The sequence below is a fragment of the Nisaea nitritireducens genome, assembly GCF_014904795.1.
GTDB lineage: Bacteria > Pseudomonadota > Alphaproteobacteria > Thalassobaculales > Thalassobaculaceae > Nisaea > Nisaea nitritireducens.
This window is the reverse complement of the sequence record NZ_JACZFS010000009.1, coordinates 264,903-289,106: the sequence shown is the minus strand read 5'-3', so window position 1 is coordinate 289,106 and position 24,204 is coordinate 264,903. Positions and strand designations below refer to the sequence as shown.

23 protein-coding genes are annotated in these 24,204 nt (G+C 60.8%); 20 read left to right on the top strand and 3 right to left on the bottom strand.

Features of this window, described 5'->3' with window-relative positions:
• Window positions 1-30: 30 nt before the first annotated feature.
• A complete protein-coding gene (gene paaA, locus IG629_RS02925; protein WP_193170482.1) occupies window positions 31-1,014 on the bottom strand; it encodes a 1,2-phenylacetyl-CoA epoxidase subunit PaaA in 984 nt (327 codons plus the stop codon).
• Window positions 1,015-1,123: 109 nt separating this feature from the next.
• Between paaA and paaI the strand changes: the two genes are divergently transcribed.
• The 7 genes from paaI to IG629_RS02890 all read left to right on the top strand — a co-directional run bounded on the left by paaI (window position 1,124) and on the right by IG629_RS02890 (window position 8,511).
• Window positions 1,124-1,591, top strand: coding sequence for a hydroxyphenylacetyl-CoA thioesterase PaaI (gene paaI / locus IG629_RS02920; RefSeq protein ID WP_193170481.1), 468 nt, complete (start codon window positions 1,124-1,126; stop codon window positions 1,589-1,591).
• Complete coding sequence (locus tag IG629_RS02915) at window positions 1,591-2,532, top strand: PaaX family transcriptional regulator (RefSeq protein ID WP_193170480.1); 942 nt, start codon at window positions 1,591-1,593, stop codon at window positions 2,530-2,532. Before paaI ends, IG629_RS02915 begins: the two co-directional genes overlap by 1 nt.
• Before the next feature lie 208 nt (window positions 2,533-2,740).
• The gene (locus IG629_RS02910) at window positions 2,741-2,938 is read left to right on the top strand and encodes a hypothetical protein (RefSeq protein ID WP_028464789.1); all 198 of its coding nucleotides are present in this window, start codon (window positions 2,741-2,743) and stop codon (window positions 2,936-2,938) included.
• Between the two features lie 92 nt (window positions 2,939-3,030).
• On the top strand, window positions 3,031-5,121 hold the full coding sequence (locus IG629_RS02905; RefSeq protein WP_193170479.1) for a hydantoinase/oxoprolinase family protein: 2,091 nt from the start codon (window positions 3,031-3,033) through the stop codon (window positions 5,119-5,121).
• Window positions 5,122-5,133: 12 nt separating this feature from the next.
• Window positions 5,134-6,858 carry a hydantoinase B/oxoprolinase family protein gene (locus tag IG629_RS02900; RefSeq protein WP_193170478.1) on the top strand — a complete coding sequence of 575 codons (1,725 nt, stop codon included), beginning with the start codon at window positions 5,134-5,136 and terminating at the stop codon, window positions 6,856-6,858.
• A gap of 22 nt (window positions 6,859-6,880) precedes the next feature.
• Window positions 6,881-7,666 carry an ABC transporter ATP-binding protein gene (locus IG629_RS02895; protein ID WP_193170477.1) on the top strand — a complete coding sequence of 262 codons (786 nt, stop codon included), beginning with the start codon at window positions 6,881-6,883 and terminating at the stop codon, window positions 7,664-7,666.
• A 173-nt stretch (window positions 7,667-7,839) separates the two neighbouring features.
• Window positions 7,840-8,511: a Crp/Fnr family transcriptional regulator gene (locus IG629_RS02890; protein WP_193170476.1), complete on the top strand. Its 672-nt coding sequence runs from the start codon at window positions 7,840-7,842 to the stop codon at window positions 8,509-8,511.
• A gap of 21 nt (window positions 8,512-8,532) precedes the next feature.
• Here IG629_RS02890 and IG629_RS02885 read toward each other — a convergent pair whose 3' ends face one another.
• Window positions 8,533-9,912 (bottom strand): MmgE/PrpD family protein, encoded by a 1,380-nt coding sequence (locus IG629_RS02885; RefSeq protein ID WP_193170475.1) that lies wholly within the window; start codon window positions 9,910-9,912, stop codon window positions 8,533-8,535.
• Window positions 9,913-10,048: 136 nt separating this feature from the next.
• Here IG629_RS02885 and IG629_RS02880 point away from each other — a divergent pair, with 136 nt between their 5' ends.
• From IG629_RS02880 to IG629_RS02825, 12 genes are all read left to right on the top strand, one after another.
• Complete coding sequence (locus IG629_RS02880; RefSeq protein ID WP_193170474.1) at window positions 10,049-11,620, top strand: bifunctional aminoglycoside phosphotransferase/ATP-binding protein; 1,572 nt, start codon at window positions 10,049-10,051, stop codon at window positions 11,618-11,620.
• A 72-nt stretch (window positions 11,621-11,692) separates the two neighbouring features.
• On the top strand, window positions 11,693-12,292 hold the full coding sequence (locus IG629_RS02875; RefSeq protein ID WP_193170473.1) for a hemerythrin domain-containing protein: 600 nt from the start codon (window positions 11,693-11,695) through the stop codon (window positions 12,290-12,292).
• Between the two features lie 28 nt (window positions 12,293-12,320).
• A complete protein-coding gene (hemN, locus tag IG629_RS02870; protein ID WP_319024996.1) occupies window positions 12,321-13,712 on the top strand; it encodes an oxygen-independent coproporphyrinogen III oxidase in 1,392 nt (463 codons plus the stop codon).
• Window positions 13,713-14,130: 418 nt separating this feature from the next.
• Complete coding sequence (gene ccoN, locus IG629_RS02865; RefSeq protein WP_226886412.1) at window positions 14,131-15,615, top strand: cytochrome-c oxidase, cbb3-type subunit I; 1,485 nt, start codon at window positions 14,131-14,133, stop codon at window positions 15,613-15,615.
• Between the two features lie 3 nt (window positions 15,616-15,618).
• The gene (gene ccoO, locus IG629_RS02860; RefSeq protein WP_193170471.1) at window positions 15,619-16,353 is read left to right on the top strand and encodes a cytochrome-c oxidase, cbb3-type subunit II; all 735 of its coding nucleotides are present in this window, start codon (window positions 15,619-15,621) and stop codon (window positions 16,351-16,353) included.
• 12 nt (window positions 16,354-16,365) lie between these two features.
• Window positions 16,366-16,515 carry a cbb3-type cytochrome c oxidase subunit 3 gene (locus IG629_RS02855; RefSeq protein ID WP_193170470.1) on the top strand — a complete coding sequence of 50 codons (150 nt, stop codon included), beginning with the start codon at window positions 16,366-16,368 and terminating at the stop codon, window positions 16,513-16,515.
• A 2-nt stretch (window positions 16,516-16,517) separates the two neighbouring features.
• Window positions 16,518-17,387 carry a cytochrome-c oxidase, cbb3-type subunit III gene (gene ccoP, locus IG629_RS02850; protein ID WP_193170469.1) on the top strand — a complete coding sequence of 290 codons (870 nt, stop codon included), beginning with the start codon at window positions 16,518-16,520 and terminating at the stop codon, window positions 17,385-17,387.
• Between the two features lie 103 nt (window positions 17,388-17,490).
• Complete coding sequence (ccoG, locus tag IG629_RS02845) at window positions 17,491-18,978, top strand: cytochrome c oxidase accessory protein CcoG (RefSeq protein ID WP_193170468.1); 1,488 nt, start codon at window positions 17,491-17,493, stop codon at window positions 18,976-18,978.
• A complete protein-coding gene (locus IG629_RS02840; RefSeq protein WP_193170467.1) occupies window positions 18,978-19,493 on the top strand; it encodes a FixH family protein in 516 nt (171 codons plus the stop codon). Before ccoG ends, IG629_RS02840 begins: the two co-directional genes overlap by 1 nt.
• 8 nt (window positions 19,494-19,501) lie before the next feature.
• Window positions 19,502-21,805: a heavy metal translocating P-type ATPase gene (locus IG629_RS02835; RefSeq protein ID WP_193170466.1), complete on the top strand. Its 2,304-nt coding sequence runs from the start codon at window positions 19,502-19,504 to the stop codon at window positions 21,803-21,805.
• Entirely contained in the window at window positions 21,792-21,929 is a 138-nt protein-coding gene (ccoS, locus tag IG629_RS02830; protein ID WP_193170465.1) for a cbb3-type cytochrome oxidase assembly protein CcoS, read from the top strand. The genes IG629_RS02835 and ccoS overlap by 14 nt, the downstream gene beginning before the upstream one ends.
• 73 nt (window positions 21,930-22,002) lie before the next feature.
• Window positions 22,003-22,854, top strand: coding sequence for an alpha/beta hydrolase family esterase (locus tag IG629_RS02825; protein ID WP_193170464.1), 852 nt, complete (start codon window positions 22,003-22,005; stop codon window positions 22,852-22,854).
• Here IG629_RS02825 and IG629_RS02820 read toward each other — a convergent pair.
• The gene (locus IG629_RS02820; RefSeq protein ID WP_193170463.1) at window positions 22,851-23,630 is read right to left on the bottom strand and encodes a DUF2189 domain-containing protein; all 780 of its coding nucleotides are present in this window, start codon (window positions 23,628-23,630) and stop codon (window positions 22,851-22,853) included. The genes IG629_RS02825 and IG629_RS02820 overlap by 4 nt on opposite strands.
• Window positions 23,631-23,840: 210 nt before the next feature.
• Between IG629_RS02820 and IG629_RS02815 the strand changes: the two genes are divergently transcribed.
• Window positions 23,841-24,146: a hypothetical protein gene (locus tag IG629_RS02815; RefSeq protein ID WP_193170462.1), complete on the top strand. Its 306-nt coding sequence runs from the start codon at window positions 23,841-23,843 to the stop codon at window positions 24,144-24,146.
• Window positions 24,147-24,204: the final 58 nt, after the last annotated feature.

Here is a 24,204-nt window from a genome sequence, read left to right as displayed (position 1 = left end):
AATGCGCCGGCAAGACATGCTGTTCGTATGTTATTCGGCTGCAATACGCGCTGCGCTTTCGCGCTGACGCTTCTTGTCCGCGTAAGCGACGGCAGCTTCACGAACCCATGCACCTTCTTCATGGGCCTTGATCCGGGCCGTCATGCGCTCCTTGTTGCAGGGGCCGTCACCGGAAACGACGCGCTTCAACTCGGCCCAGTCGATCTCACCGAAATCGTAATGGCCGCTCTCCTCGTTCCACTTCAGGTCCGGGTCCGGCATCGTGAGCCCCAGATACTCCGCCTGCGGCACCGTCATATCGATGAATTGCTGCCGCAGATCGTCATTGGAGACGCGCTTGATCTTCCAAGCCACGGATTGGGAGGAATGCGCGGAATCACGGTCGCTTGGACCGAACATCATCAGCGACGGCCACCACCAGCGGTCCAGCGCGCTCTGCGCCATGCGCTTCTGCTCCGATGTCCCGAAGGCCATCGACATCATGATTTCGTAGCCTTGGCGCTGATGAAAACTCTCTTCCCGGCAGATCCGCTCCATAGCCCTTGCATAAGGCCCGTAAGAGCACCGACAGAGAGCGATCTGATTAATGATGGCCGCGCCATCGACCAGCCAGCCAATCGTGCCGATGTCCGCCCAGGAGAGGACCGGATAATTGAAAATGTTCGAATATTTCGCCCGGCCGCTATGCAGCGCGTCAATCATCTCCGAGCGTGGCGTGCCGAGAGTTTCTGCCGCGCTGTAGAGATAAAGGCCGTGCCCGGCTTCATCCTGGATCTTGGCCAGCAACTGCACCTTGCGGCGCAGGGACGGCGCTCGCGTGACCCAGCAGCCTTCCGGCAACATCCCGACAATCTCGGAATGCGCATGCTGGGAAATCTGCCGAACCAGGGTTTTCCGATACCCTTCGGGCATCCAGTCACGCGGCTCAATCTTGATTTCCTGATCGACCCGCGCCTGGAAACGTGCCGCTTCTTCAGTTTCCGAGGCTTGACCCGGACTTTGGCTTTCCACCATTGCGTTTCCTCGCTTAACTCGGACGTTGCCGAATAGCATCAACAATGTGATACATAATTTCCCAATCGTCCAGAAAAAACTGTATCATAAAATATAACAAGGACAGGACATGAACGACAGTCAGACCAGCAGTGGCGCACAGGAAAACGCGGAAGAAACGGCCCGGCGCGTAGCCGACTGGATGTACGCGAACGACGCGGCGACAAAAGCCCTTGGCATGCAGGTCGAGGAAATTGCGCCCGGATATGCGCGGCTGCGCATGACAGTGCGCGCGGACATGCTGAATGGTCATCAAACCTGTCATGGCGGCATGATATTCACCCTCGCCGACAGCGCCTTTGCTTTCGCCTGCAATTCGGCAAATGCCCTGACAGTGGCCCAGAGCTGCGACATCAATTTCGTCAATCCCGCACGCGAAGGCGACGATCTGGTCGCAACCTGTGAAGAACAGTTTCACCGTGGCCGCTCGGGGATCTACGACACCGTTGTGACAACATCCGACGGCACACCCGTCGCCTTCTTTCGCGGCAAATCGCGGACCATCGGCGGTGCCCTCGTCGGTGACGCACCGCAATAATGAGCATCGCCGTTAATCCCGATACGCTTTCGGTTCTTGCCCGCGACACGCTCACGGAGCTGAAACCGCGCGCGAAGTCCCTGATCGTGACTGTCTACGGAGACGCCATCCTGCCGCATGGCGGCACTGCCTGGCTCAGCGACCTGATCAGATTGATGGAAGTCTTCGATGTCGGCGAGCGGGTGGTTCGGACCGCCGTTTTCAGATTGGCCCAGGACGATATCCTGACAGCACGGCATATAGGGCGCCGCAGCATCTATTCCCTGACTGAGAACGGCCGCCAGGAATTCGATGCCGCGCAAAGGCGGATTTATGCGCCGCCCCGCACCCGCAAAGCCGCCGATGCAGCCTGGCAGATTGCCCTGCTGACAAGCGCTGTGGACAGCGCCGAGCGTGACGCTCTCAGAAAGGCCCTGGGATGGGCGGGATACGGCTCTCTCGGCCCGCAGGTCCTGCTCGGTATCGGAGGCGATCTCGACGGAGCGAAGCAGGAACTTGCAAATCTCGGACTTGAAGACCGGGTCGCATTGTTCGAAGCCGCCCCGGGCTCCCCAATAGAGACCTTGCGCACCTTGTGTCGTGAAACCTGGGACCTGGAAGAGACCGACAATGCCTATCGGGCCTTTATCGATAGCTTCGATCCGGTTCTGAACGCCCTTGAAGAAAACCACAGGCTCCTGACGCCGGAGACGGCGTTCGAGCTGCGGATATTGATGGTTCACGTCTACCGGCGGGCATTGCTCCGTGATCCGGGCCTTCCCGCCGACATCATGCCGGAGACATGGAGCGGACGCCGGGCGACCGACCTTGCCGCTCGGATGTACGATATCCTCAAAGAACCGGCACAGTCGTATCTGGAAAAGACTGTCAACGGCGTGGACGGCTCCCTGCCGCCTCCATCTGATGCCTATTTCTCGCGTTTCCAGGGAATGGTCGCCTGATCCCGCTGCCGACTGCCCGGCGACGGCATCCCGCCCGATCTGATTTTGCCCGCCGCCTCAATCCAGTATTCCCTTTCTGTCTGAAAATCGGAACCAGACACTCGCCATGCCCCCCGCCGGGATGATTTAATGAGTCCAGCGTCAAAAAGCGGACGCGCAACCGGTCTATACCTGACAACTCATCAAGCCGGCTTTGGGGATCGAGGTCATGATCGAGATCTACATAGAATGCTGGGCCAGTCCGGACGGCATACGGTATCCGTGGTCAATCTGGCAGGACGGCCGACAAGTCGAATCCTCGCACGCATCCGGGCTCTACGAGGATCAGGATCGGGCAGAAGCCGAGGCACGGCGATATTGCGCCGAAGTGCTGAAAACGGAACCGGGCAATGTTGTCCGGCTATGATGAGCGTCATTCATTGACGACCGGTGGTCATACGTCTTTACTAACGTCAGTTCCTTTCCGACTGCTCTCTTTTAAAAACCGATTGTATCGAAATGCCTGAGACCTCTGTGCAAGGCCGCCTCGCGGTCGATGTCGGCGGCACCTTTACGGATGTCGCACTCGAATTTGGCCCCAAGCGCTTCACGGCGAAGGTGCTGACAACCCCGTCAATGCCCGAGCGCGGTGTGATGGAGGGGATCGAAAAGGCGCTTGAGGTGGCCAATGCCTCGCCGGCCGATATCGGTCTGCTGATCCACGGCACCACACTGGCAACGAACGCCTTGATCGAACGGAAAGGCGCGAAGACGGCGCTGATCACCACCGAGGGCCTACGGGACTCCGTGGAAATGGCCTTCGAGAACCGGTTCGAGCAATATGACATCAATATCGATCGGCCGGACCCGCTGGTGCCGCGCAATTTGCGCTGGTCCGTGCGCGAGCGTCTGAACTTCCGGGGCGAAGTGCTGATCCCGCTGGACGAGGCGAGCGTCGATGCCCTGGTCCCGCTGATCGAGAGCCACGACATCGGATCGATCGCCATCGGCCTTATTCACTCCTACGCCAACGGCGCTCACGAAGAGCGTGTCAGCGAAATCCTGCGCAAGGCCCTCCCCAATCTCAGCATCACGCTGTCGAGCGAGGTTTGCCCGGAAATCCGCGAATATGAGCGGCAATCGACGGCATCGGCCAATGCCTATGTGCAGCCGATCATGTCCCGCTATCTCGGCATCCTGCGTGAGGATCTGAAAAAGCGCGGTTTCGCTTGTCCGGTTCTGCTGATGACATCCGGCGGCGGCCTGACCACGCTGGATACGGCGATGAAATTCCCGATCCGGCTGGTCGAATCCGGCCCCGCTGGCGGCGCCATCCTGGCGAGCGAAATTGCCCGCGAGTGCGATCTTGCCAGCGTCGTCTCCTACGACATGGGCGGCACCACCGCGAAGATCTGCCTGCTGGACGATTTCATGCCGCAGACCACGCGCACCTTCGAGGTCGCGCGGGTCTACCGCAACATGAAGGGCAGCGGCTGGCCTGTCCGCATTCCCGCCATCGAGATGGTCGAGATCGGTGCCGGTGGCGGTTCCATCGCGGCTGTCGACAAGCTCGGCCGGATTGCTGTCGGCCCCCACAGCGCCGGTGCCGACCCGGGACCGGCCAGCTACGATCAGGGCGGCACCCGGCCGACCGTGACCGACGCTGACGTAGTACTTGGCAAGATCGACCCGGCGAGCTTCGCCGGAGGATCGGTCGCGCTCAATCCAGAGAAGGCCAAGGCCGCCCTCAAGGCCGAGGTCGGCGACAAGATGGACCTTTCCGAAGCGCTTTCCGCCTTCGGTGTCTGCGAGATCGTCGACGAGAACATGGCCAACGCCGCCCGCGTCCACGCCATCGAGTGGGGCAAGGATATCGCGGCACGGGCGATGATCGCTTTCGGCGGTGCGGCCCCTCTGCACGCCGCAAGACTGGCAGAGAAACTCGACATTCCGACTGTCGTTGTGCCGACCGGCGCCGGTGTCGGCTCGGCAATCGGCTTCCTGCGTGCACCGATCTCCTACGAAGTCGTCCGCTCCAGATACGTCAAGCTTTCGGACTTCGATGCGGGTGAGATCAATACACTGCTCTCCGGCATGGCGGACGAGGCCCGCGTCATCGTTTCAAGTGGTGCCGGCGGGGCCGCGCTCCAGGAAACCCGGACAGCCTTCATGCGCTATGTCGGACAGGGCCATGAAATTGCCGTTCCCCTGCCCGACGGTGCCCTGACCGCAGACCATGCTGACACGATCCGGGCAGCGTTTGAGAGCGAGTACAAGCGGCTCTATGGCCGGATCATCCCGGGACCGGAACCTGAGATCCTGAGCTGGACGCTGACCATGACGGCCCCGCGGCCGCAGATCCCGGCCGAGCTGACAGCGCCCAGCGGCGGAGCGGCGGAAGCAACCGGCAATCGTGAGCTATTCGATCCGGCCACCGGCACCTATGTCGAAGCCAAGATCTACTGGCGCGACAGCCTGCCGGTTGGCGCATCCATTCAGGGTCCGGCCATCATCTCCGAGTCCCAGACCACGACCATCGTGACATCCGCGTTCGACGCGACCGTCAACGAACTCGGGTACCTCATCCTGAACCGCAAGCAAGCGGCCTGAGGGAGCACAGACATGAGCCAGAAATCAGCCCTCGACCAGATCCGCATGCAGATCCAGTGGAACCGTCTGCTCTCCGTTGTGGAAGAGCAGGCCCAGACCCTGATCCGGACCGCTTTCAGCACTTCCGCCCGTGAGGCTGGAGATATTTCCGCCGGCGTCTATGACTGCAAGGGCCGCATGCTGGCCCAGGCGGTGACCGGCACGCCGGGTCACGTCAATGCCATGGCCGCCTCGGTCGGGTTCTTCCTGGAGAGGTTCCCTCTAGAGGTCATGAAGCCGGGCGACATCTTCGTCACCAACGACCCCTGGCTCGGCACCGGCCACCTGAACGACTTCACCGTGGTCACCCCGACCTTCCTCGGCAACGAGATCGTCGCGCTTTTTGCCTGCACCACCCACGTGGTCGATGTCGGCGGCAAGGGTTTCGGGCCTGACGGCCGGCAGATCTACGAGGAAGGGATCAATATCCCGATCATGCGGCTGGCCGAGAACGGCGAGTTCGTGGAGCCGGTGCTTGCCATCATCCGCAACAATGTCCGTAATCCGATCGAGGTCGAGGGCGATCTCTATTCCCTCGCAGCCTGTAACGATGTCGGCGGTACGCGCCTGATCGACATGATGCGCGAGTTCGGCATGGAGACGCTCGACACGCTCGCCGATTATGTGATCGAGAGCGCACGGGCAGGCATGGCCGCGGAAATCCGCGAATTACCGAACGGCACCTACCACAATTCCATGCGGATCGACGGCTATGAAAGCCCGATCGATCTGGTCGCCGCGCTGACAATCCGTGACGAGGAAATCGAGGTCGATTTCACCGGTACCTCCGGCATATCGAGCTTCGGCATCAACGTGCCGCTAACCTACACGCAGGCCTATGCCAGCTTCGGCATCCGCTGCGTCGTCGGCGGAGCGGTGCCTAACAATGCCGGCTCCCTCGCCCCGGTGATCATCGGCGCGCCAAAAGGCTCCATCCTCAATGCCGAGCATCCATGCGCGGTAACCGCCCGGCACGTGATAGGTCAGATGCTGCCGGACGTCGTGCTCGGCTGCCTCAACCAGGTGATCCCCGACCGGGTACCGGCTGAAGGAACCTCCTGCCTCTGGAACCCGGTGCTGCTCGGCGGGCACGGCCTGACCGATGAGGATTACGGCGACGCAACGCCGTTCGCCATCAATACCTTCCATGCAGGCGGCACAGGCGCGCGCCCGGACAAGGACGGGCTCAACGCCACGGCGTTCCCGTCCGGTGTTCGAAACACCCCGATTGAGGTGAACGAGACCATCGCTCCGCTGGTGATCTGGCGTAAGGAATATCGTGCCGACAGTGGCGGCGCCGGGAGGTATCGCGGCGGCGTCGGTCAGGTGATGGAGATTTCCCATTCCCAGCATGCCCCCTTCGCCATCAACTGCATGTTCGACCGGGTGACCTACCCCCCACGCGGCCGCAACGGCGGCGGTGACGGGACGGCCGGTATCATCGAACGGGCGAACGACGGCAGCCGGTTGAACTCGAAAGGCCGGCAAAGCGTCAACGGAGACGACAAGCTGATAATTTCCATGCCGGGAGGCGGCGGTCTCGGAAATCCGCACGAACGCGATCCGTCAGAGGTTGCGCGGGACGTCCTGCTCGGCTTTGTTTCGCCCGAGGCGGCAGAGACGGTATATGGTGTCGCCGTCGATGGAAAAGGCATGGTGGACGAAGCTCGAACGAAGGGTCTTCGCGCCGCCAGCTAACGCAGAGCCGAGGAAGAAAAGCATGGGATCAGGAAGCGCTCCGGACATCCGTCTCGATGGGCTCGCAAAGAGCTTCACCGATAATGAGGTGCTGCGGTCGGTCTCCCTGAATATTCCCGCCGGACAGTCGACGGTCCTGATCGGGCCGTCGGCGAGCGGGAAGTCCGTCTTGCTTAAATGTCTGGTCGGCCTGATGCAGGTCGACAGCGGCAGCATGCGCTATGGCGATCTCGAACTTAGTGGCATGAGCACCGACGAATGGAGCGATTTCCAGGGTCGCATCGGCATGCTGTTCCAGCAAAACGCCCTCTTTGACAGCCTCAGGATCTGGGAAAATATCGCCTTCCGCCTGATCAATCACGAAGGGGTTTCGCGATCCGAGGCACGCGACCGTGCGGTTAAACGCATGGCTTCCGTCGGGCTCGGCGAGGAAATGGCCGATCTGTACCCGGTGGAACTGTCAGGCGGCATGCAGAAACGAGTCGGTGTTGCCCGGGCCATGGTCGGCAACCCGGAGCTGCTGATCCTCGACGATCCGACGGCGGGGCTCGACCCGATTCTGACCAACACGATCCTCTCGCTGATCGAGCGGGAAACATCAGGCAAGGGCACAACCGTGCTTGTCGTGACCGGCGACATGAAGGCAGCACGCAGCCGCTTCGACAATGTCGCCATGTTGTTCGACGGCGAGATCAAATGGTCTGGAAAGCGCGATGATGTTCCGGAGGCGGACAACCTCTACCTGGATCAAATGATCAATAGCCGAGCCACCGGACCGATCAAGATGCGCCTCGCCGCCCGGGGCTGATCCCTCCCGCATTCAATTGATCTGGATCAATGCCGGCCGGCGGGCCGCTATGCATGCTTCATCTGTTTTCATGCCACCGGCATATGAAACAGGAAAGCGAACCGGCTATGGATGTGGCTTCTCCAGCATTGATGGAACGAACCGGAACCGGGCCCTGCTGTGGGTGCGAGGAGTTGAGGTGCCCTATCCGTCAAGCGGTCGGCAAAGCCGGGCTCTCCACATGCCCTAATGCGGTTACCCGCATTTCTGCACGAGCCGGAGAGAAGCTGGATGTTGCGGGTTTTGCGCCGGATACCATCTTCCGCATCGTTAACGGCATGCTCATGCAGGAACATATTTCCGATGACGGGCGCCGTCATATCGCGGCCTTCAAGACCAATGGCGATCTGTCCTGGCCCCTGCCGCAACAGGAGTCCGGCGATATTCGCGAATTCTACGAAGCCGTACAGCCGACTGAACTTTGCATCATCTCCGTCGATCCGATCACGCAAAGCGCACCCGGTGCGGCGGGATTGGTCAAAGCTCTTTACAGTGCCGCCCGAGACGAAGTCAGCCGCACCCAGGCGCGGATGTTCCTGCTGGCGCGGTCGTCCGCGGCCGAACGCCTCGCCGGTTTCCTGCTGGACCTTGCCGAACGCACCGGCCGGGTAACCAAGCGCGGGGTGGAGCTGAAGCTCAGCATGCGGCGCGAGCGCATCGCCGACCATCTGGGCATGCAGCCGGAAACCATCAGCCGGATCATGTCCAGCTTCAAGAAAGCCGAAATCATCCGGCTTCCTCGCCCGTCTCTGGTTATCATTCCCGACCTGAAAGCTCTTTCGAGCGTCGCTTTAGGAACGACCTGAGCCTCAATCGTCTGAGGATTGTCAGGATGTCTGCGCCAGTTCCGAAAGGACGCTGGCATCCGTTGCTTCGTTTAACGACAGGATGCGCTCCGCGAGTTCATCTGTCCGACTGGCGCCTAGGAACGGTTCACTCATGGTCCCGAACTTGGCCAACAGGCGGCGACGCTGCTCCGGCTGATCGGATGCAGGAACGCCCACATTCTGCGTTTCTTCCACCGAAGAGCCGTCTTTCAGATCGAGCTTAACCCGGCCGAAGCTCCAGATATCGCTCTCGATACCAACGACCATGGAACGCCGACCCAGGGCGCGTAGCGCGTCATCCTGAGCCGTCGCGTCCGTGTAGGCGTCGAGATCGCCCGTATCCACACCGCTCAAAGCCATGCCGACCGTATGCTTCAGGCTGAACTTGATCTCAAGGCCGGTTTCCGGGCGATCGATATTGCAGACGGTCAACGCACCCTTGTTCACCTCGATGGTCGCGCGGTCCACTGCTCCGGGCTCAATGGAATGAAGCTCACGAAGCCGACGGGCCGCCTCGATCGGCGAGTGGGTCAGGTAGCAGGCCGCATGATACTTGAAGAGATTCTCTTCCACCGCGAAAGACCGGTTGCCGCCAGACGTCATTTCGACCGGGAAAAACCCATTGGACTGGGTATCGGCAAGGCCTTGTGCGCATTCAATGGCATCGGTGCGCGACGTCATGCCCTTTTTCGCCAGCCGGGCCGCCAGCAATCCATTCATCGCCGCTTTGCCAACCTGGAAAGGCTTGGACATGGTGCCGAACATCGACTTGAGGCCTGCGGCCTGCGCGATGGCAAGGCCGAGCGCATGCGCCGTCTGTTCGGCATCGAGCCCAAGCAAGCGGGCCGAGGCCGCGGCAGCGCCAACCGTGCCGACCGTGGCCGTCATATGCCAGCCAAGGTCGTAATGCCCCTCACCGACCATTTCAGCCGTCAGAACTTCTGCTTCATAGCCAACGATGAAGGCCTCAAGGAAGGCACGCCCGGATACCGGCTGCATGTCGGAAATCGCCAGCAATGCCGGAACCAGCGGAACGGTCGGATGCCCCAGCATCCGGGAGTTCACATCGTCGTAATCGAGTGCATGCGACGCAGCACCATTCACCAGTGCCGCATTAAGCGGGCTAAGTGCGTTGGCACGACCGATCAGACGCGCCGGCCCAGTGCCCTCTTCCCCCATGGTTTCGGCAAGAATATGACTTAGCGGCTCCCGGCTTCCGGCGATGGTCACGCCAAACCAGTCAAGCACGGCATCGGTCGCCCAGGTGCGCGGCACGGCACCGATATCATCGGACCCGATTGAAACAATCCAGTCAGCCAGCGCGCGTGTCGCCGCAGCCGGTCCGTCCTGATTCGCACTGTTGATTTCAGCTCTGCCCACAATTTCCTCCCTCGTCGGCCGGTCCGGTCGAGGCTTGCCCCCAATTGAGTCATGTCCCGGATTGAGTCATGTCATGGTCGCGTGCAAGGCACTTCGCCATGATCAGTGATCAACCGGAATGCGGGACCGGATCATCATGAGCCATCGAACCATGGAAGAAACCGAGAACCAAAGTGCGGCTTTGGAATTTCTGGCCCTCGCGAAAAACTATGATCCGCCCCCAGATGAAGAGCCCGTCCATATAGCGACCCATGGCTCGCACGTTTTCCTTGCCGGGGATCGGGCTTACAAGATGAAGCGCGCAGTCTCTTTCCCTTACATGGATTTCGGCACGCTCGAACGCCGGAAGACCTTCACGGAAGCCGAGCTCACGCTGAATAGTCGCGCCGCACCCGACCTCTATCTCGGCATTCGCCGCCTGACCCGGGAGAAAGACGGCGCTATCGCATTCGACGGTCCCGGCGAGACCATTGAATATGTTCTGGAAATGCGGCGCTTCGAGCAGGACGCGCTGCTGGACAGGATGGCGGAAGATGGCACACTCACTCCGGAATTGATCGAGCAAACGGCAGATCGCATTCGCGCCTTTCATAATGCCGCAGAATCACTTCCAGCCGACGATGCATCGGGAGCAGGCGCCGAAGGAATGCGCTGGGTGATCGAGGAAAACCTCGAGGAATTTGCAGCCCAGCCCGAGCATTTCCCTCCGGATGAAACGGCAGCCTATACAGCCCATGCACGCGAAGCGCTCGCGCAGCTAACCCCGCTGCTGGACGCCCGGGTCGAGGCCGGACATGCCAAACATTGTCATGGCGATTTGCATCTCCGGAACATCTGCCTGATTGATGGCGAGCCGACCCTGTTCGACGGCCTTGAATTCAATCCACGATTCGCCTGTATCGACACGCTCTACGATCTTGCCTACTTCCTGAGTGATCTGGACATCCGGGGCCTCCCCTGCTTGGCCAATCTTGCCTTCAACCGATACTTTATCGACGGCGGGTACGACGGGCTACCGTGCCTCCCCTTGTTCCTGTCCACGCGTTCCGCCGTGCGCGCGAAAATCATGGTGAGTGGCGCCGAGGCGCAAGAGGATCCCTCGATAAGAAAGGCAATGCTGGAGCAGTCGCGCGTGTCCTTTCAGGCCGCACAGCGTCAGATCGAACCGGCTACGCCTGTCCTGATCGGAGTCGGCGGATTTTCGGGTTCCGGCAAATCCACCCTGGCGCAGGCTCTCGCCCAATCCCTCTCTCCGCCCCCGGGCGCCGTCCACCTGCGCAGCGACGTCATCCGGAAGCGGCTGCACGGATGCGCCCCGACCGAACGCCTTCCGGCCGCGGCCTACAGCTCCGACTCCAGCGCCAAGGTCTACAGCACGATGCTGAGCCGGGCCGCTGAAGCATTGCAGGCCGGCTATACAGTGATCATGGACGCGGTGAACGACCGCCCGGAAGACCGGCAGGCCATCTCGGCTTTGGCCCAATCTCTTTCCGCTCCGTTCAAAGGCTTCTGGCTCGACGTCCCGGAGGAAGTCATGGCGCGGAGGATTGCCGGGAGGTCCAATGACGCATCGGATGCCACCGAAACGGTCATGCTGGCGCAGGCCCGGCATGGGCACGGGTCGCTCGGTAACTGGGAAACAACCAATGCCGGGGGAACCGCCGCGGCAACGCTTGCCCTTGTAAAATCCCGGCTCGGCCTGTTTTGACATAGGTCAACGCCGACCGGTTTCACATTTCATAGGCTATTGGCAGCAAAGACCTAAATGAGGGAGGTCGCCGTGCCTAAGATACTGAAAATACTACAAAAAGATCATCGGCATCATGACATTCTCCTGTCGATTCTCGAGAATCAGATCAAGGACGCGCACCTCACGGGTGAGCCCGACTACGAGATCGTGTCGGCAATCGTTGACTACTTCCTCACTTACCCAGCCGAATTCCATCACGCTCGCGAAGACAAAATTTACGAGAAAATCGTCGCACGGGATGCCTCTGCCGCGGAAGAAATCGGACCTCTCGAAGAAGAGCACGAGGCCTGCGAGGCTTTCATAAAAGCTTTCGCGGCTGCCCTGTCTAACGTCCTCGGCGCTGGCATCATTACGCGCAGCCAGTTCGCAAATGCGGCACTCGAATTCATCGAGTCGCAGCGGCGACACATACGGATGGAGGAAAGCATCTTCTTTCCAACGGCCTTACGGGTACTGACTTCCGAAGACTGGACCTCATTGGACGACGCGCTGTCGGACACCGCGGACCCAATCTTCGGCAGCCAGAAGGAAGGCCAGTTCGAGGCCTTGCGGCAGGAAATCATGGACTGGCAGAGCACCCAGGAGCCGGCCAACGACCATGTTCCCGGCGATCACAAGCTGCGCCTTTAAAAACAATCGGCCCGATCGGACAATCCAGGTGACTCCAACAACGAAAATGATGCGCATGGCGGGTGCGGCAGAGCACGCGCTCCTGCAGAAATACGGAACGCGCAATGTGCCGCGCTACACGAGCTACCCGACCGCGCCGCACTTTCACGAAGACATTAATGCAGAGGTCTACAAGCAGTGGCTCGGTGCATTGGGCGCCAGAGATTCCTTGTCCCTGTATCTGCATGTCCCTTTCTGCAAACAACTGTGCTGGTATTGCGGCTGCGCCATGCAGGTGGCCCGGAAATATGGGCCCGTTTCTGAATATGCCCGTGTCCTGGAACGGGAAATCGAGACCGTCGCGGATCACATCCGTCAGCCAGGTACGGTCCGTCATATCCATTGGGGCGGCGGCTCACCAAATCGGCTGAATGCGCATGATTTCAGCAGTCTGATGGCGGTTCTACGCAACCGTTTCCCCGTTGCGGAAGATGCAGAAATCGCCATCGAGATCGATCCGCGTAGTCTTGATGACAGCCTCGTCGAAGCCTATGCGCTTGCCGGGATCACCCGGGCCAGCCTCGGCTTGCAGGATTTCACCCCCGCTGTGCAGGCCGCGATTAATCGCGAGCAACCGTTTGAGTTGGTCGCGGATCGCGTTGGCGCGCTCCGTGCCGCGGGCATCAATGCCCTGAACTTCGATCTGATGTACGGCCTGCCGCATCAAGGCGTCTCCGATGCGGTCCGCAGCGTCAAACTGGCTCTGACCCTGGAGCCCAGCCGGGTTGCCGTCTTCGGGTACGCACATGTGCCTTGGATGCGCAAACACCAGAACCTGATACCTACCGAGGCTCTCCCGAGCCCGGAAGTCCGACGGGATCAGGCCGAGGCGATGGCGGAAATTCTTCTCTCCGCCGGCTATGTGCAGATTGGTATCGACCATTTCGCACGCCCGGGAGACAGCATGGCCGAAGCGGCCGAAGCCGGGACTCTGAAACGCAATTTCCAGGGTTACACGACCGACGCTGCATCCGCGCTGATCGGGTTTGGTGCATCATCCATCGGCGCGTTGCCCGGTGGCTATGTCCAGAACATCGCCGACACGCGGCTTTATGAGGAAAGTGTTCGGGAGACCGGCCTCGCAGTTACGCGCGGTATTGCGGTCAGTGCGGACGATCGGCTGCGCCGACAGATCATCGAAGGTCTGATGTGCGGCGATGCGGTCGACGTCGCCTCGCTTTGCGCCGATGCCGGCATTGACGTTAGCGCGTTATTCGATGACGCGACTCCTCTTAAGGAAATGCAAACGGATGGGCTGATAAACTGGAACGGGAAAATACTCGAAATAAATTCGCCCGGCCGTCCTTATGTTCGTGTCGTGGCGGCGTTTTTCGATGCGTATCTGCAAACTGGGAAAGCCCGGCATTCCGGGGCTGTGTGATCTCTGGAGGGTATCCCGGACTAAAAAATGCGGCGCTTTGCCGCTGCGCGGTCCGGCCACATGGCCGCATCGCATCTGTTGAGAGAGTTTCGGCCTCAGGGCCAGGATGACGCTGGAATTTGACTTGGATCAATGTAGCCACGGTCGAATGCTTCTAGCGTGCCATTAGCGGCTACTCCGGGTCCGGGGTGGTCAATTCGGTGTGTTCAGTATCGCGAGGGAAGTCATGAACAGCACACTAACCGCAAACCGCGACAGCGGCGGCGCATGGGTCATGGGCGTACTCTTCGCGCTTGGCTCTATCGTGAGCCTGCTTTGGATGGCGAAGGCAGCAAGCCCCGAATTGGGTTTCCATGCCTTTCTGTTCTTTGCCTTTTTCACCCTTGGCTGTTTCGTGCTGGTGAAACGCCACTACGACATGGCCGCAAACCCTGCAGTTCCCGTAGCCGGTGACGATGTAGGCTATATGGATGGCGTGATCCGTGCCGGGGCCATCGCCTCCACCTTCTGGGGTGTGGTCGGCTTCACCGTCGGCCTGGTCATCGCCTTGCAACTCGCCTTCCCGGTCCTGAACTTCGACCTTCCATGGACAAATTTCGGGCGCCTGCGTCCGTTGCATACCTCAGCCGTGATTTTCGCTTTCGGCGGCAACGTGCTGATCATGACTTCCTTCCACGTCGTACAACGGACCTGTAAGGCACGCCTCGCGGGCGGCCTCGCACCGTGGTTCGTGTTCTGGGGCTATCAGCTGTTCATCGTGCTGGCCGCGACCGGCTACCTCCTGGGCATCACCCAGAGTAAGGAATATGCGGAGCCGGAATGGTATGTGGATCTCTGGCTGACCATCGTCTGGGTGGCCTATCTGCTGGTCTTCCTCGGCACCCTCTGGAAGCGCCGCGAGCCGCATATCTATGTCGCGAACTGGTTCTACCTCGCGTTCATCATCACCATCGCGATGCTGCATATCGTGAACAACCTCTCCCTGCCGGTTTCCCTTGCCGGTGCGAAGAGCTATTCGGCTTTCTCCGGGGTACAGGATGCGCTGACCCAGTGGTGGTACGGGCATAACGCGGTCGGCTTCTTCCTGACCGCCGGCTTCCTCGCCATCATGTATTATTACATCCCGAAGCGGGCGGAGCGTCCGGTCTATTCCTACCGGCTCTCCATCATCCACTTCTGGGCGCTGATCTTCCTCTACATCTGGGCCGGCCCGCACCACCTGCACTACACGGCGCTGCCGGATTGGGCACAGACTCTCGGCATGACCTTCTCGATCATGCTCTGGATGCCGTCCTGGGGCGGTATGATCAACGGCCTGATGACGCTCTCGGGCGCTTGGGACAAGCTCCGCACCGATCCTGTTCTCCGTATGCTGGTCACCTCTGTCGCCTTCTATGGCATGTCCACCTTCGAAGGACCGGTCATGTCCATCAAGGCAGTGAACGGCCTCAGTCACTACACAGACTGGACCATCGGGCACGTGCATTCCGGTGCGCTCGGCTGGGTCGGCATGGTCAGCTTCGGCGCGCTCTATTGCGTGGTTCCGATCATGTGGAACCGGGAGCGGCTCTACTCGCTGCGTCTGGTTGGCTGGCACTTCTGGATCTCGACCATCGGCATCGTCCTCTACATCACCTCGATGTGGGTGTCCGGTATCCTTCAGGGCCTGATGTGGCGGGCGTATGACAGCCTCGGCTTCCTCGAATATTCCTTCGTCGAGACCGTTGAAGCCATGCATCCCTTCTATGTCATCCGGGCCCTCGGCGGCGCAGTGTTCGTCGCTGGTTCGCTGGTCATGGCTTACAATCTTTACCGCACCATGCGGGGCGATCTTCGTGATGAAGCCCCGTTCGTGGGAGCGCCTGTGCGCGCACCCCAGGCTGCGGTCGCGGCGGGAGAATGATCAATGTCGCTTCTCAATAAACACGCGATCTTCGAGAAGAACTCAATCCTGCTTTGTGTCGGCGTTCTGATCACCGTCGCCATTGGCGGTCTGGTGGAAATCGCTCCGCTTTTCTACCTCGAGAGCACCATCGAGAAGGTGAAGGGCATGCGGCCCTACACCCCGCTGGAACTGGCCGGGCGGAACATCTATATCCGCGAGGGCTGCTACAACTGCCACAGCCAGATGGTGCGGCCGTTCCGGGACGAGGCCGAGCGCTACGGCCATTACAGCCTCGCCGCGGAAAGCATGTACGACCATCCGTTCCAGTGGGGCTCCAAGCGGACCGGGCCGGACCTCGCCCGGGTCGGAGGACGCTACTCGGACGATTGGCACGTCGCGCACATGAACAATCCGCGCTCCGTGGTGCCGGAATCGATCATGCCAGGTTATCCGTTCCTCGCCGAATATTCGCTCAAGATTGAGGATCTCGCCGGTCACCTCGCCGCCAATCGCGGCGTAGGCGTCCCCTATTCCGACGAGATGATCGAGAAGGCCGTCGAGGACGCCCGCACCCAGGTCAACCCCGATGCCGACGACTTCGATGCATTCATGGAACGCTATCCGAAGGCTCAGGTCCGGGACTTCGACGGCAATCCGGAAAAGCTGTCCGAGCTTGATGCTCTGATCGCCTATCTCCAGATGCTCGGCACTTTGGTCGATTTCGACCTCTACGCCAAAGATCCGGCACTCAGGTAGGAGGAGGAACCCATGACGTATCAGACTGTTTCCGCCTTCGCCCAATCCTGGGGCCTGGTGTTCCTGGTCGTGATGTTCGGCACCGCCGTGGTCTACGCGCTGTGGCCCGGCAACAAGAGCAAGTTCAAGAAAGCCGCGCATTTGCCGCTTGAGGAGGATTGACCGTGGCTCACAATGTTGAAAAAGACGATGTGACCGGCATCGAGACAACCGGTCATGAGTGGGACGGGATCAAGGAACTCAACAATCCGCTCCCGCGCTGGTGGCTCTGGACTTTCTATGCCTGCATTATCTGGGCTGTGGGGTACTGGGTCGTCTATCCGACCTGGCCCCTGATCAGCAGCCATACAAAGGGCATGATCGGCTATTCCTCCCGTCAGGACGTGATGGACAAGATCGCCGAAGCCAAGGCGGCTCAGGCGCAGTATCTCGACCGGATCGAGGTCGCATCACTGGCCGATATCCGCAGCGACAGCGAATTGCTGAACTTCTCCCTCGCGGGCGGCAAGTCGGCCTTCGCGGTCAACTGCTCCCAGTGCCACGGCCAGGGTGCCCAAGGCTTCGTTGGCTACCCGAACCTGAACGATGACGACTGGATCTGGGGAGGCACGCCGGAAGAGATCTCTGCCACGATCCATTACGGAATCCGCTCCGACCATGACGACACTCGCTACAGCGAGATGCCGGCCTTCGGTAAGGACGGGTTGCTTGAGCGGCAGCAGATTGGCCAGGTCGTGGAATATGTCCTGAAGATCTCCGGGCAGGAACATGACACGGCGGCGGCGGCAGAAGGTCAGCCCGTTTTCGCCGAGCAGTGTTCGTCCTGCCACGGTGAAAAGGGCGAAGGCCTCCGCGACTTCGGAGCTCCCCGGCTGTCCGATGCGATCTGGCTCTATGGCGGTGATCGCCAGGCCCTGCGCGAGACGGTCAGCAATGCCCGCTTCGGCGTGATGCCCGCCTGGACCAACCGCCTCGACGAGGCGACCATCAAGCAGCTTGCCGTCTACGTCCACTCACTCGGCGGCGGCGAATAAACCTCTGTACTCCCGCCGGTTCCCCGGCGGGAGTACACCTCGTGCGTGATCCGGGTCCGGCCTTTCCGGCCCCCGTCAGTCAACCGACAAACAGGTCACCCCAATGGACCAGGCCAGCCAAGCAGCCAGCCAAGCCACAGCGCCATCGACGAATGTCGAGACGATCGATGTCGATGCCGTCAACAAGAAGGAGGAACGCTCCCTCTATAAGGCGCGCGTCAAGATCTATCCGAAGCGCGCAAAGGGTGTGTTCCGAAAGCTCAAATGGCTGGTCATGGCCGCGACGCTGGCGGTCTATTACCTGGCCCCGTGGATCCGCTGGGATCGCGGCCCGAACGCGCCCGATCAGGCCATCCTGATCGATTTCCCGGCGCGGCGTTTCTATTTCTTCTTCATCGAGATCTGGCCGGAAGAGGTCTATTACCTGACCGGGCTGCTGATTATCGCCTCCCTCGCCCTCTTCCTTGTCACCAGTCTCGCCGGGCGGGTCTGGTGCGGATACACCTGCCCGCAGACAGTCTGGACCGATCTCTTCATCTGGGTCGAGCGCCTGACCGAGGGTGACCGCAGCGCCCGCATCCGGCTCGACAAGGCGCCCCTATCCGTCAACAAAGTCGCCCGCAAAAGTATAAAGCATGTGTTGTGGATACTGATCGGCATGGCGACCGGCGGCGCCTGGATTTTCTATTTCGCCGATGCGCCGACATTGCTGGTCGATCTCTTTACCTTGCAGGCGCCCATCGTCGCCTACAGCACCGTCGCGGTGCTGACCGGCACGACTTATATTTTTGGCGGCATGATGCGCGAACAGGTCTGCACCTTCATGTGCCCCTGGCCCCGCATCCAGGGCGCGCTTGTCGACGAAGACTCGCTGATCGTCTCCTACAAGGACGACCGGGGCGAACCGCGCGCACCGTTCCGCAAGAACATGGACTGGGAGACACGGGGAGACTGCATCGACTGCAATCAGTGCGTCGCAGTTTGTCCGATGGGCATCGATATCCGGGATGGCCAGCAACTCGAATGCATCCATTGTGCGCTCTGCATCGATGCCTGCGACGAGGTGATGACTCGTATCAACCGGCCGCTGAACCTGATTTCCTACGATACCTACGTCAATCATGAGCGACGAGCGGCGGGAGAGCCGGAGCAGAAACCGCGGATCTTCCGTGCCCGCACCGTCATCTATACGGCCCTGATCGCGCTCGTCGGGCTGATCATGCTGGCCACGCTGATCACCCGGTCTACACTCGACATAAATATCCTGCATGACCGGAACCCGCTGTTCGTCAAACTGTCCGACGGCGGCATCCGGAATGGCTACACGATCAAGATCCTGAACAAGAAGCACGAGATACGGCGCTTCGAGATCGCGGTCGAGGGGCTGGAGAATGCGCTAGTCACTGTTGTCGGACTGGATGGGACCACCGGCCTCACAGTCCCGGCGGACCGGCTCGCCCAGTTCAGGGTCTTCGTCGCCGTCCCGGCGGCCAATGCGCCGGATGGCCGGGAAGACTTCAACTTCATCGTCACCGATCTCGCAGACGGCAACCGCGCCGTCAACGACACGGTATTCAGGGCCCCAGAGTAATGAGTGACACCCATATGAGCATGCCCATGAAGATCAAAGGCAAACACGTCCTGCTGATGCTACTCGCCTTCTTCGGCATCGTGATCGCGGTGAACGTCACCTTCGTCATCGTCGCCCTCGACACCTGGACCGGGCTGACCAGCCAAAAGTCCTATCAGGAGGGCCTGACTTACAATGCGGCTATCCGCGACGCAGAAGCCCAACGGGCACGCGGCTGGCAGGTGGAGATCGCCTTCAAGCGAGACCAGACGCCCCCTGGAATCATCACCATGTCCGTTTCGGCCCGCCTGTCGGACAATGCGGGCAAGGCGTTGATGCCCGCCAGCATCACCCTCGCCTTCCGCCATCCGATCAACGAGAATTACGACCAGCTTGTCACGCTCTCCGAGACGTCTGATGGGAATTATGTCGGGCAGGCTACCCTGCCCGCTGCCGGCAATTGGGATACGCGCCTGACCGCACACATGGCTGACGGAACACCGTTCCGTCAGGATGGAACGCTCTGGATCGAATAGGCACAAACATGAACGCCACCTCCGACAGCCCGACCGGCACGCAAAACATACAGACAGCTCCGCTTGCGAGCTGCTGTGAGATCGCGGCGGCCATGGATCTGGCGGATGATGTCATCCGGCCGGCGGATGTCGCCTCCTATGTTGTCGCCGGTGAAGACGGGATCTCGGACCTGCACCTGATTGTCAGGAACATGCACTGCCCGTCCTGCGTGCGGCAGATAGAGGGCGGCCTGAACGGACAACCCGGCGTTCTGACAGCCCGGCTCAACGCAACGACGCGCCGTCTGCATCTGCGCTGGAACGAGGGACAGACGGACGCGGCCTCCCTCGTCGGCGTCTTGGCCGATCTCGGCTATGAAGTCAGCCCCTACGATCCGGTGAAACTGGCGGCTTCGGCCAACACGGACGACCGGGATCTGCTGAAGGCCATGGCGGTCGCCGGGTTCGCCGCCGCCAACGTGATGCTGATCTCGGTTGCCGTATGGGCCGGCCTTGCGCAGGACATGGGCGAAGCGACGCGGACGCTGATGCACTGGCTCTCCGCGCTGATCGCCCTGCCTGCCGTCGCCTATGCCGGGCGTCCGTTCTTCCGCTCGGCCCTCTCCGCTGTCTCGCATGGCCGTACCAATATGGACGTGCCGATCTCGCTAGCCGTGCTGCTCGCCTGTGGCATGAGCCTGTTCGAGACCACCCGTGGCGGTGAGCATGTCTATTTCGATGCCTCGGTCAGCCTGCTTTTCTTCCTGCTGATCGGCCGGTTTCTCGACCGCTCGCTGCGGCGCAAGGTCGAGTCCGCCGCCCAGAACCTCCTGGCCCTCAGAGCCGTCTCAGCAACCGTAATCGGCCCTGACGGAAACTATGTCTCGATGCCGGTCGACTCTATCCGCCCCGGTATGAGCGTTGCCGTCGCAGCAGGGGAACGCCTGCCGGTCGATGGCCTTGTGGCCAGCGGCCAGACCGAAATCGATACCTCCATGGTCACCGGCGAAAGCCTGCCGCGCCCGACACGGATAGGCGACAAGGTCTTCGCCGGGACGGTCAATGTCGGCGCACCTGTCACCGTAACGGTAACAGCCACCGACGAGGGCACGCTGCTGTCGGAGATCGTCGGCCTCATGGAAGCCGCCGAGCAGGGCCGGGCCCGCTATGTGCGGCTGGCCGACCGGATGGCGCGCTGGTATGCCCCTGTTGTGCATGCTGTCTCTCTGGCCACCTTCCTCGGCTGGTTCCTGATCGGCGGGATGAGTTGGCAAGGCTCACTTTTGACCGCCATTACCGTTCTGATCGTCACCTGCCCATGCGCCCTGGGCCTCGCTGTACCGGCCGTCCAGGCGGGGGCGGTCGGGCGCCTGTTGAAAGCCGGAATCCTGGCAAAATCCGGGGACGGCCTCGAACGGCTCGCGACTGTCGACACCGTGGTCTTCGACAAGACAGGCACCCTGACCCTCGGTCACCCCGAACTGGTTGACCGGCATGATATCGCACTCGCCGATCTGAAGCGCGCCGCCGCGCTGGCCGCCGCCAGTCGTCACCCGCTTTCCCTCGCCCTGCGCCGGGTGGCCGGTCCGGTCGCCGCGCTCCAGTCGGTTGAGGAAATCCCGGGACAGGGGCTGAAAGCCACGGACGGTCAGAGCGAGATCCGTCTCGGACGGCGGGAATTCGCCGGTGTTTCAGCCAACGAAGGTCTCATTCATGACGGCTCGGAGCTCTGGCTTTCCGAGAATGGCCGTCACGTCCAGTTCCGGTTCAACGACACTGTCCGTTCCGATGCGGAAGCCGTGATTTCCGCCCTGCAGCAAGACGGCTATGCAGTGGAGCTGCTATCCGGCGACCGGGAGGATGCGGTGGCCCGGATTGCGAAGGAACTCGGGATTACGACCTGGCGGCATGGCTGCACGCCACAGGACAAAATCGCCCGGCTGGATGCACTCACAGCACAGGGGCACCGGGTCTGCATGGTCGGCGACGGGCTGAACGACGCACCGGCCCTCGCCGCCGCCTTCGCCTCGATCTCTCCGGGCACCGCCGCGGACGCAAGTCAGACAGCAGCGGATTTCATCTTTCAGGGCCATCATCTCGCACCAGTTCTGGAAAGCCTGAAGACCGCCCGGATCTCCAGAGCACTGGTGATGCAGAATTTCACCCTCGCCCTTGCCTACAATCTGATAGCGATACCGGTTGCCGCCGCAGGTTTCGCCACGCCGTTGATTGCCGCCATCGCCATGTCTTCCTCTTCGCTGGTGGTGACGCTGAACGCCCTGCGCATTAAACTCGGCCAGATCCTGCCGGAGCATCAAGATGACCGCGCTTAGCTTCCTCATCCCCGCCGCCCTGTTCCTCGGCCTGATCGGCCTGATCGCCTTTCTCTGGGCGCTCAAGAACGGCCAGTTCGAGGATCTGGACGGCGCCGCGCACCGTATGCTGGACGACGACTGACCGTCCTTCACGACGCCGTTATTAACGTCCCTCGCGGATTACATTCGCGCGTGAATGGGCCAATGTCATTTCCATGCAATGGCCGCGCATCATCCGGGCAGCGTTCCTGACCCTCATCCTCACTGGCAGTCTGATGACAGACGCACAGAGTGCGGAGCCTAATTGCGGGCCTGACAACGAATGCGTGTTGATTGGGGGCAGCTACTACGCACGCGCGCCAATTGCCTGGGACCGCACCTCCCCGCTACCCGTTCTGTTCTACTATCACGGCTATCGTCAGACCGGCCGCACGGTCATGGGAATGAAAGCACTGACAAAGGCGGCGAATGACGCCGGAGCGCTTGTCATCGCTCCGAACGGGATCGACGGGGGCTGGTCCGTAAGAGGCGCCCCCTCGAAAAATCGGGATGAAATCACCTTCGCGGCAGCCGTGGTCGAGGATGTCGCCAAACGCTGGCCCATCGACCGGTCGCGCCTCTGGGTCTCCGGCTTCTCGCTCGGCGCGTCCATGGCATGGGATATCGCTTGTCTGGCCGGGGATCGCTATGCCGGTTTCTTTCCTGTTGCTGGAGCGTTCTGGCGCCCGCACCCGGTAACTTGTCCAGCAGGTCCAGTAACAATGATCCATGTGCACGGACGCGGCGACAAGATCATGCCGCTGGAGGGACGAACCATTCGCGAGCGATGGCGCCAGGGAGACGTGTTGCAGAGCTTCGATATCCTGCGCCAGCATAACCGGTGCGCGCTGCCTGAAGTCGAGCGCACCGGGCCGAAGGGTCTGCTTTGCAAGGAATGGAACCACTGTGACGGTGGCTCCCGTCTCGCGCTCTGCCTTTATGATGGCGGGCACGCGGCTCCAAAGGACTGGTATCCCCGCGCATTCGACTGGCTCGGCGGGACAGCCAATACAAAGTCGGCCGGTTAGCTTGGCCTGACCCCATCGAAGGCACGCCTGTAGGCATGCCAGGTCGCATGACCGATCAGCGGGAAGGTAATCGCCAGACCGACGAAGCAGGTCACGATCCCGACCGTCGTCAGCATCACGATAAGCCAGGCCCAGACCAGCATCGGCCAGAGGTTCTGCCGTATCATCTTCACGCTTTCCAGAATGGCCGTCACAGCATCCACGTCGCGCACCATCAGAATCGGCACGGAGAAAGCCGTAAGCGCAAAGACCGCCGCTGCCAGAACGCCGCCGAATGCGGTACCGACAACAAGCAGACCAAGGCCGTCGAACGTGAAGAACAGGATGCTGATGGACTCCTCCAGCCCCGGAAAAGGCTGGGTGCCGAAGAACAGCGCATAAAGCAGCGTGGCGATGCGAATCCAGATCAGGTGCGCCGCCATCAGGATGACACCCAGTGAGGCGAGCTGTGTCGGGTTGCGCACCGGGACGAAAAGCGCCGTCTTGAGGGAAACAGGCTCTCCGGTCTGACGCCGTCGGCTGATCTCATAGAGACCAACCGCCAGCATCGGGCCCATCAACATGAAACCGGCCGAAAGCGGCAGCAGAAGGTGCGGGATATCAAAATAGAAGAGCGCACCGGCAAGCCCCAGACTGACAATGGAGAATGCGATCCCGTAGGTCAGGCTGATTGCCGGGCCGGCCAGAATGTCACGCCATCCCGCCGCCAGCCATTCCCAAGGTTCGTCAGGCTCCATCCGGCTGCCATGCGCCTGAATGGTATCCATCGACACCATCATATTCCTCCGGTCCTTCTTGCTTGCCCGCTCTCATTGTATGCCCGGCAAAACCGGGCTGTCGTCGTGGCGGCACATTCAGCTTAAGTGTCACTCTCAACAATATTCGGAAACAAGACAAAAACATTGATATGGATCAATGTTTTCTCGCCACCGACCACGCAAATAGATAGTCGGCACCCGTTTTCCGACCGATAGAGTGGAGCAATTATGCGCAAACCGATTACAGATGGCGCCGAGGTTTCCATTGAATTTCCCGACAAGGCCTATCTCGGCTATTTCCGTCGTGACAGTACGTTCGACGTGGAGCGCGACAGCGATGGCATCGCGATAAAGCTCGTTCATCCGGGAGACGACAAGCGTGTCGCGTCATTCCATCTTCACGATTATCTACTGGCGGACATTTTGTCTGCGGCCGCCGACTGCCTCGAGAATGCCGAGATCGCGGCGCCGCAACGGACCGCGCTCGCTGAAGCTGCGGCGAAGCTTTCAGCCGCTTTGCATGAAAACAGCTAGCCCGGCGGCCAGTTCTTCAAAGCATCCCACATTCCCATTCCTGCTATTGCAGCGCAAC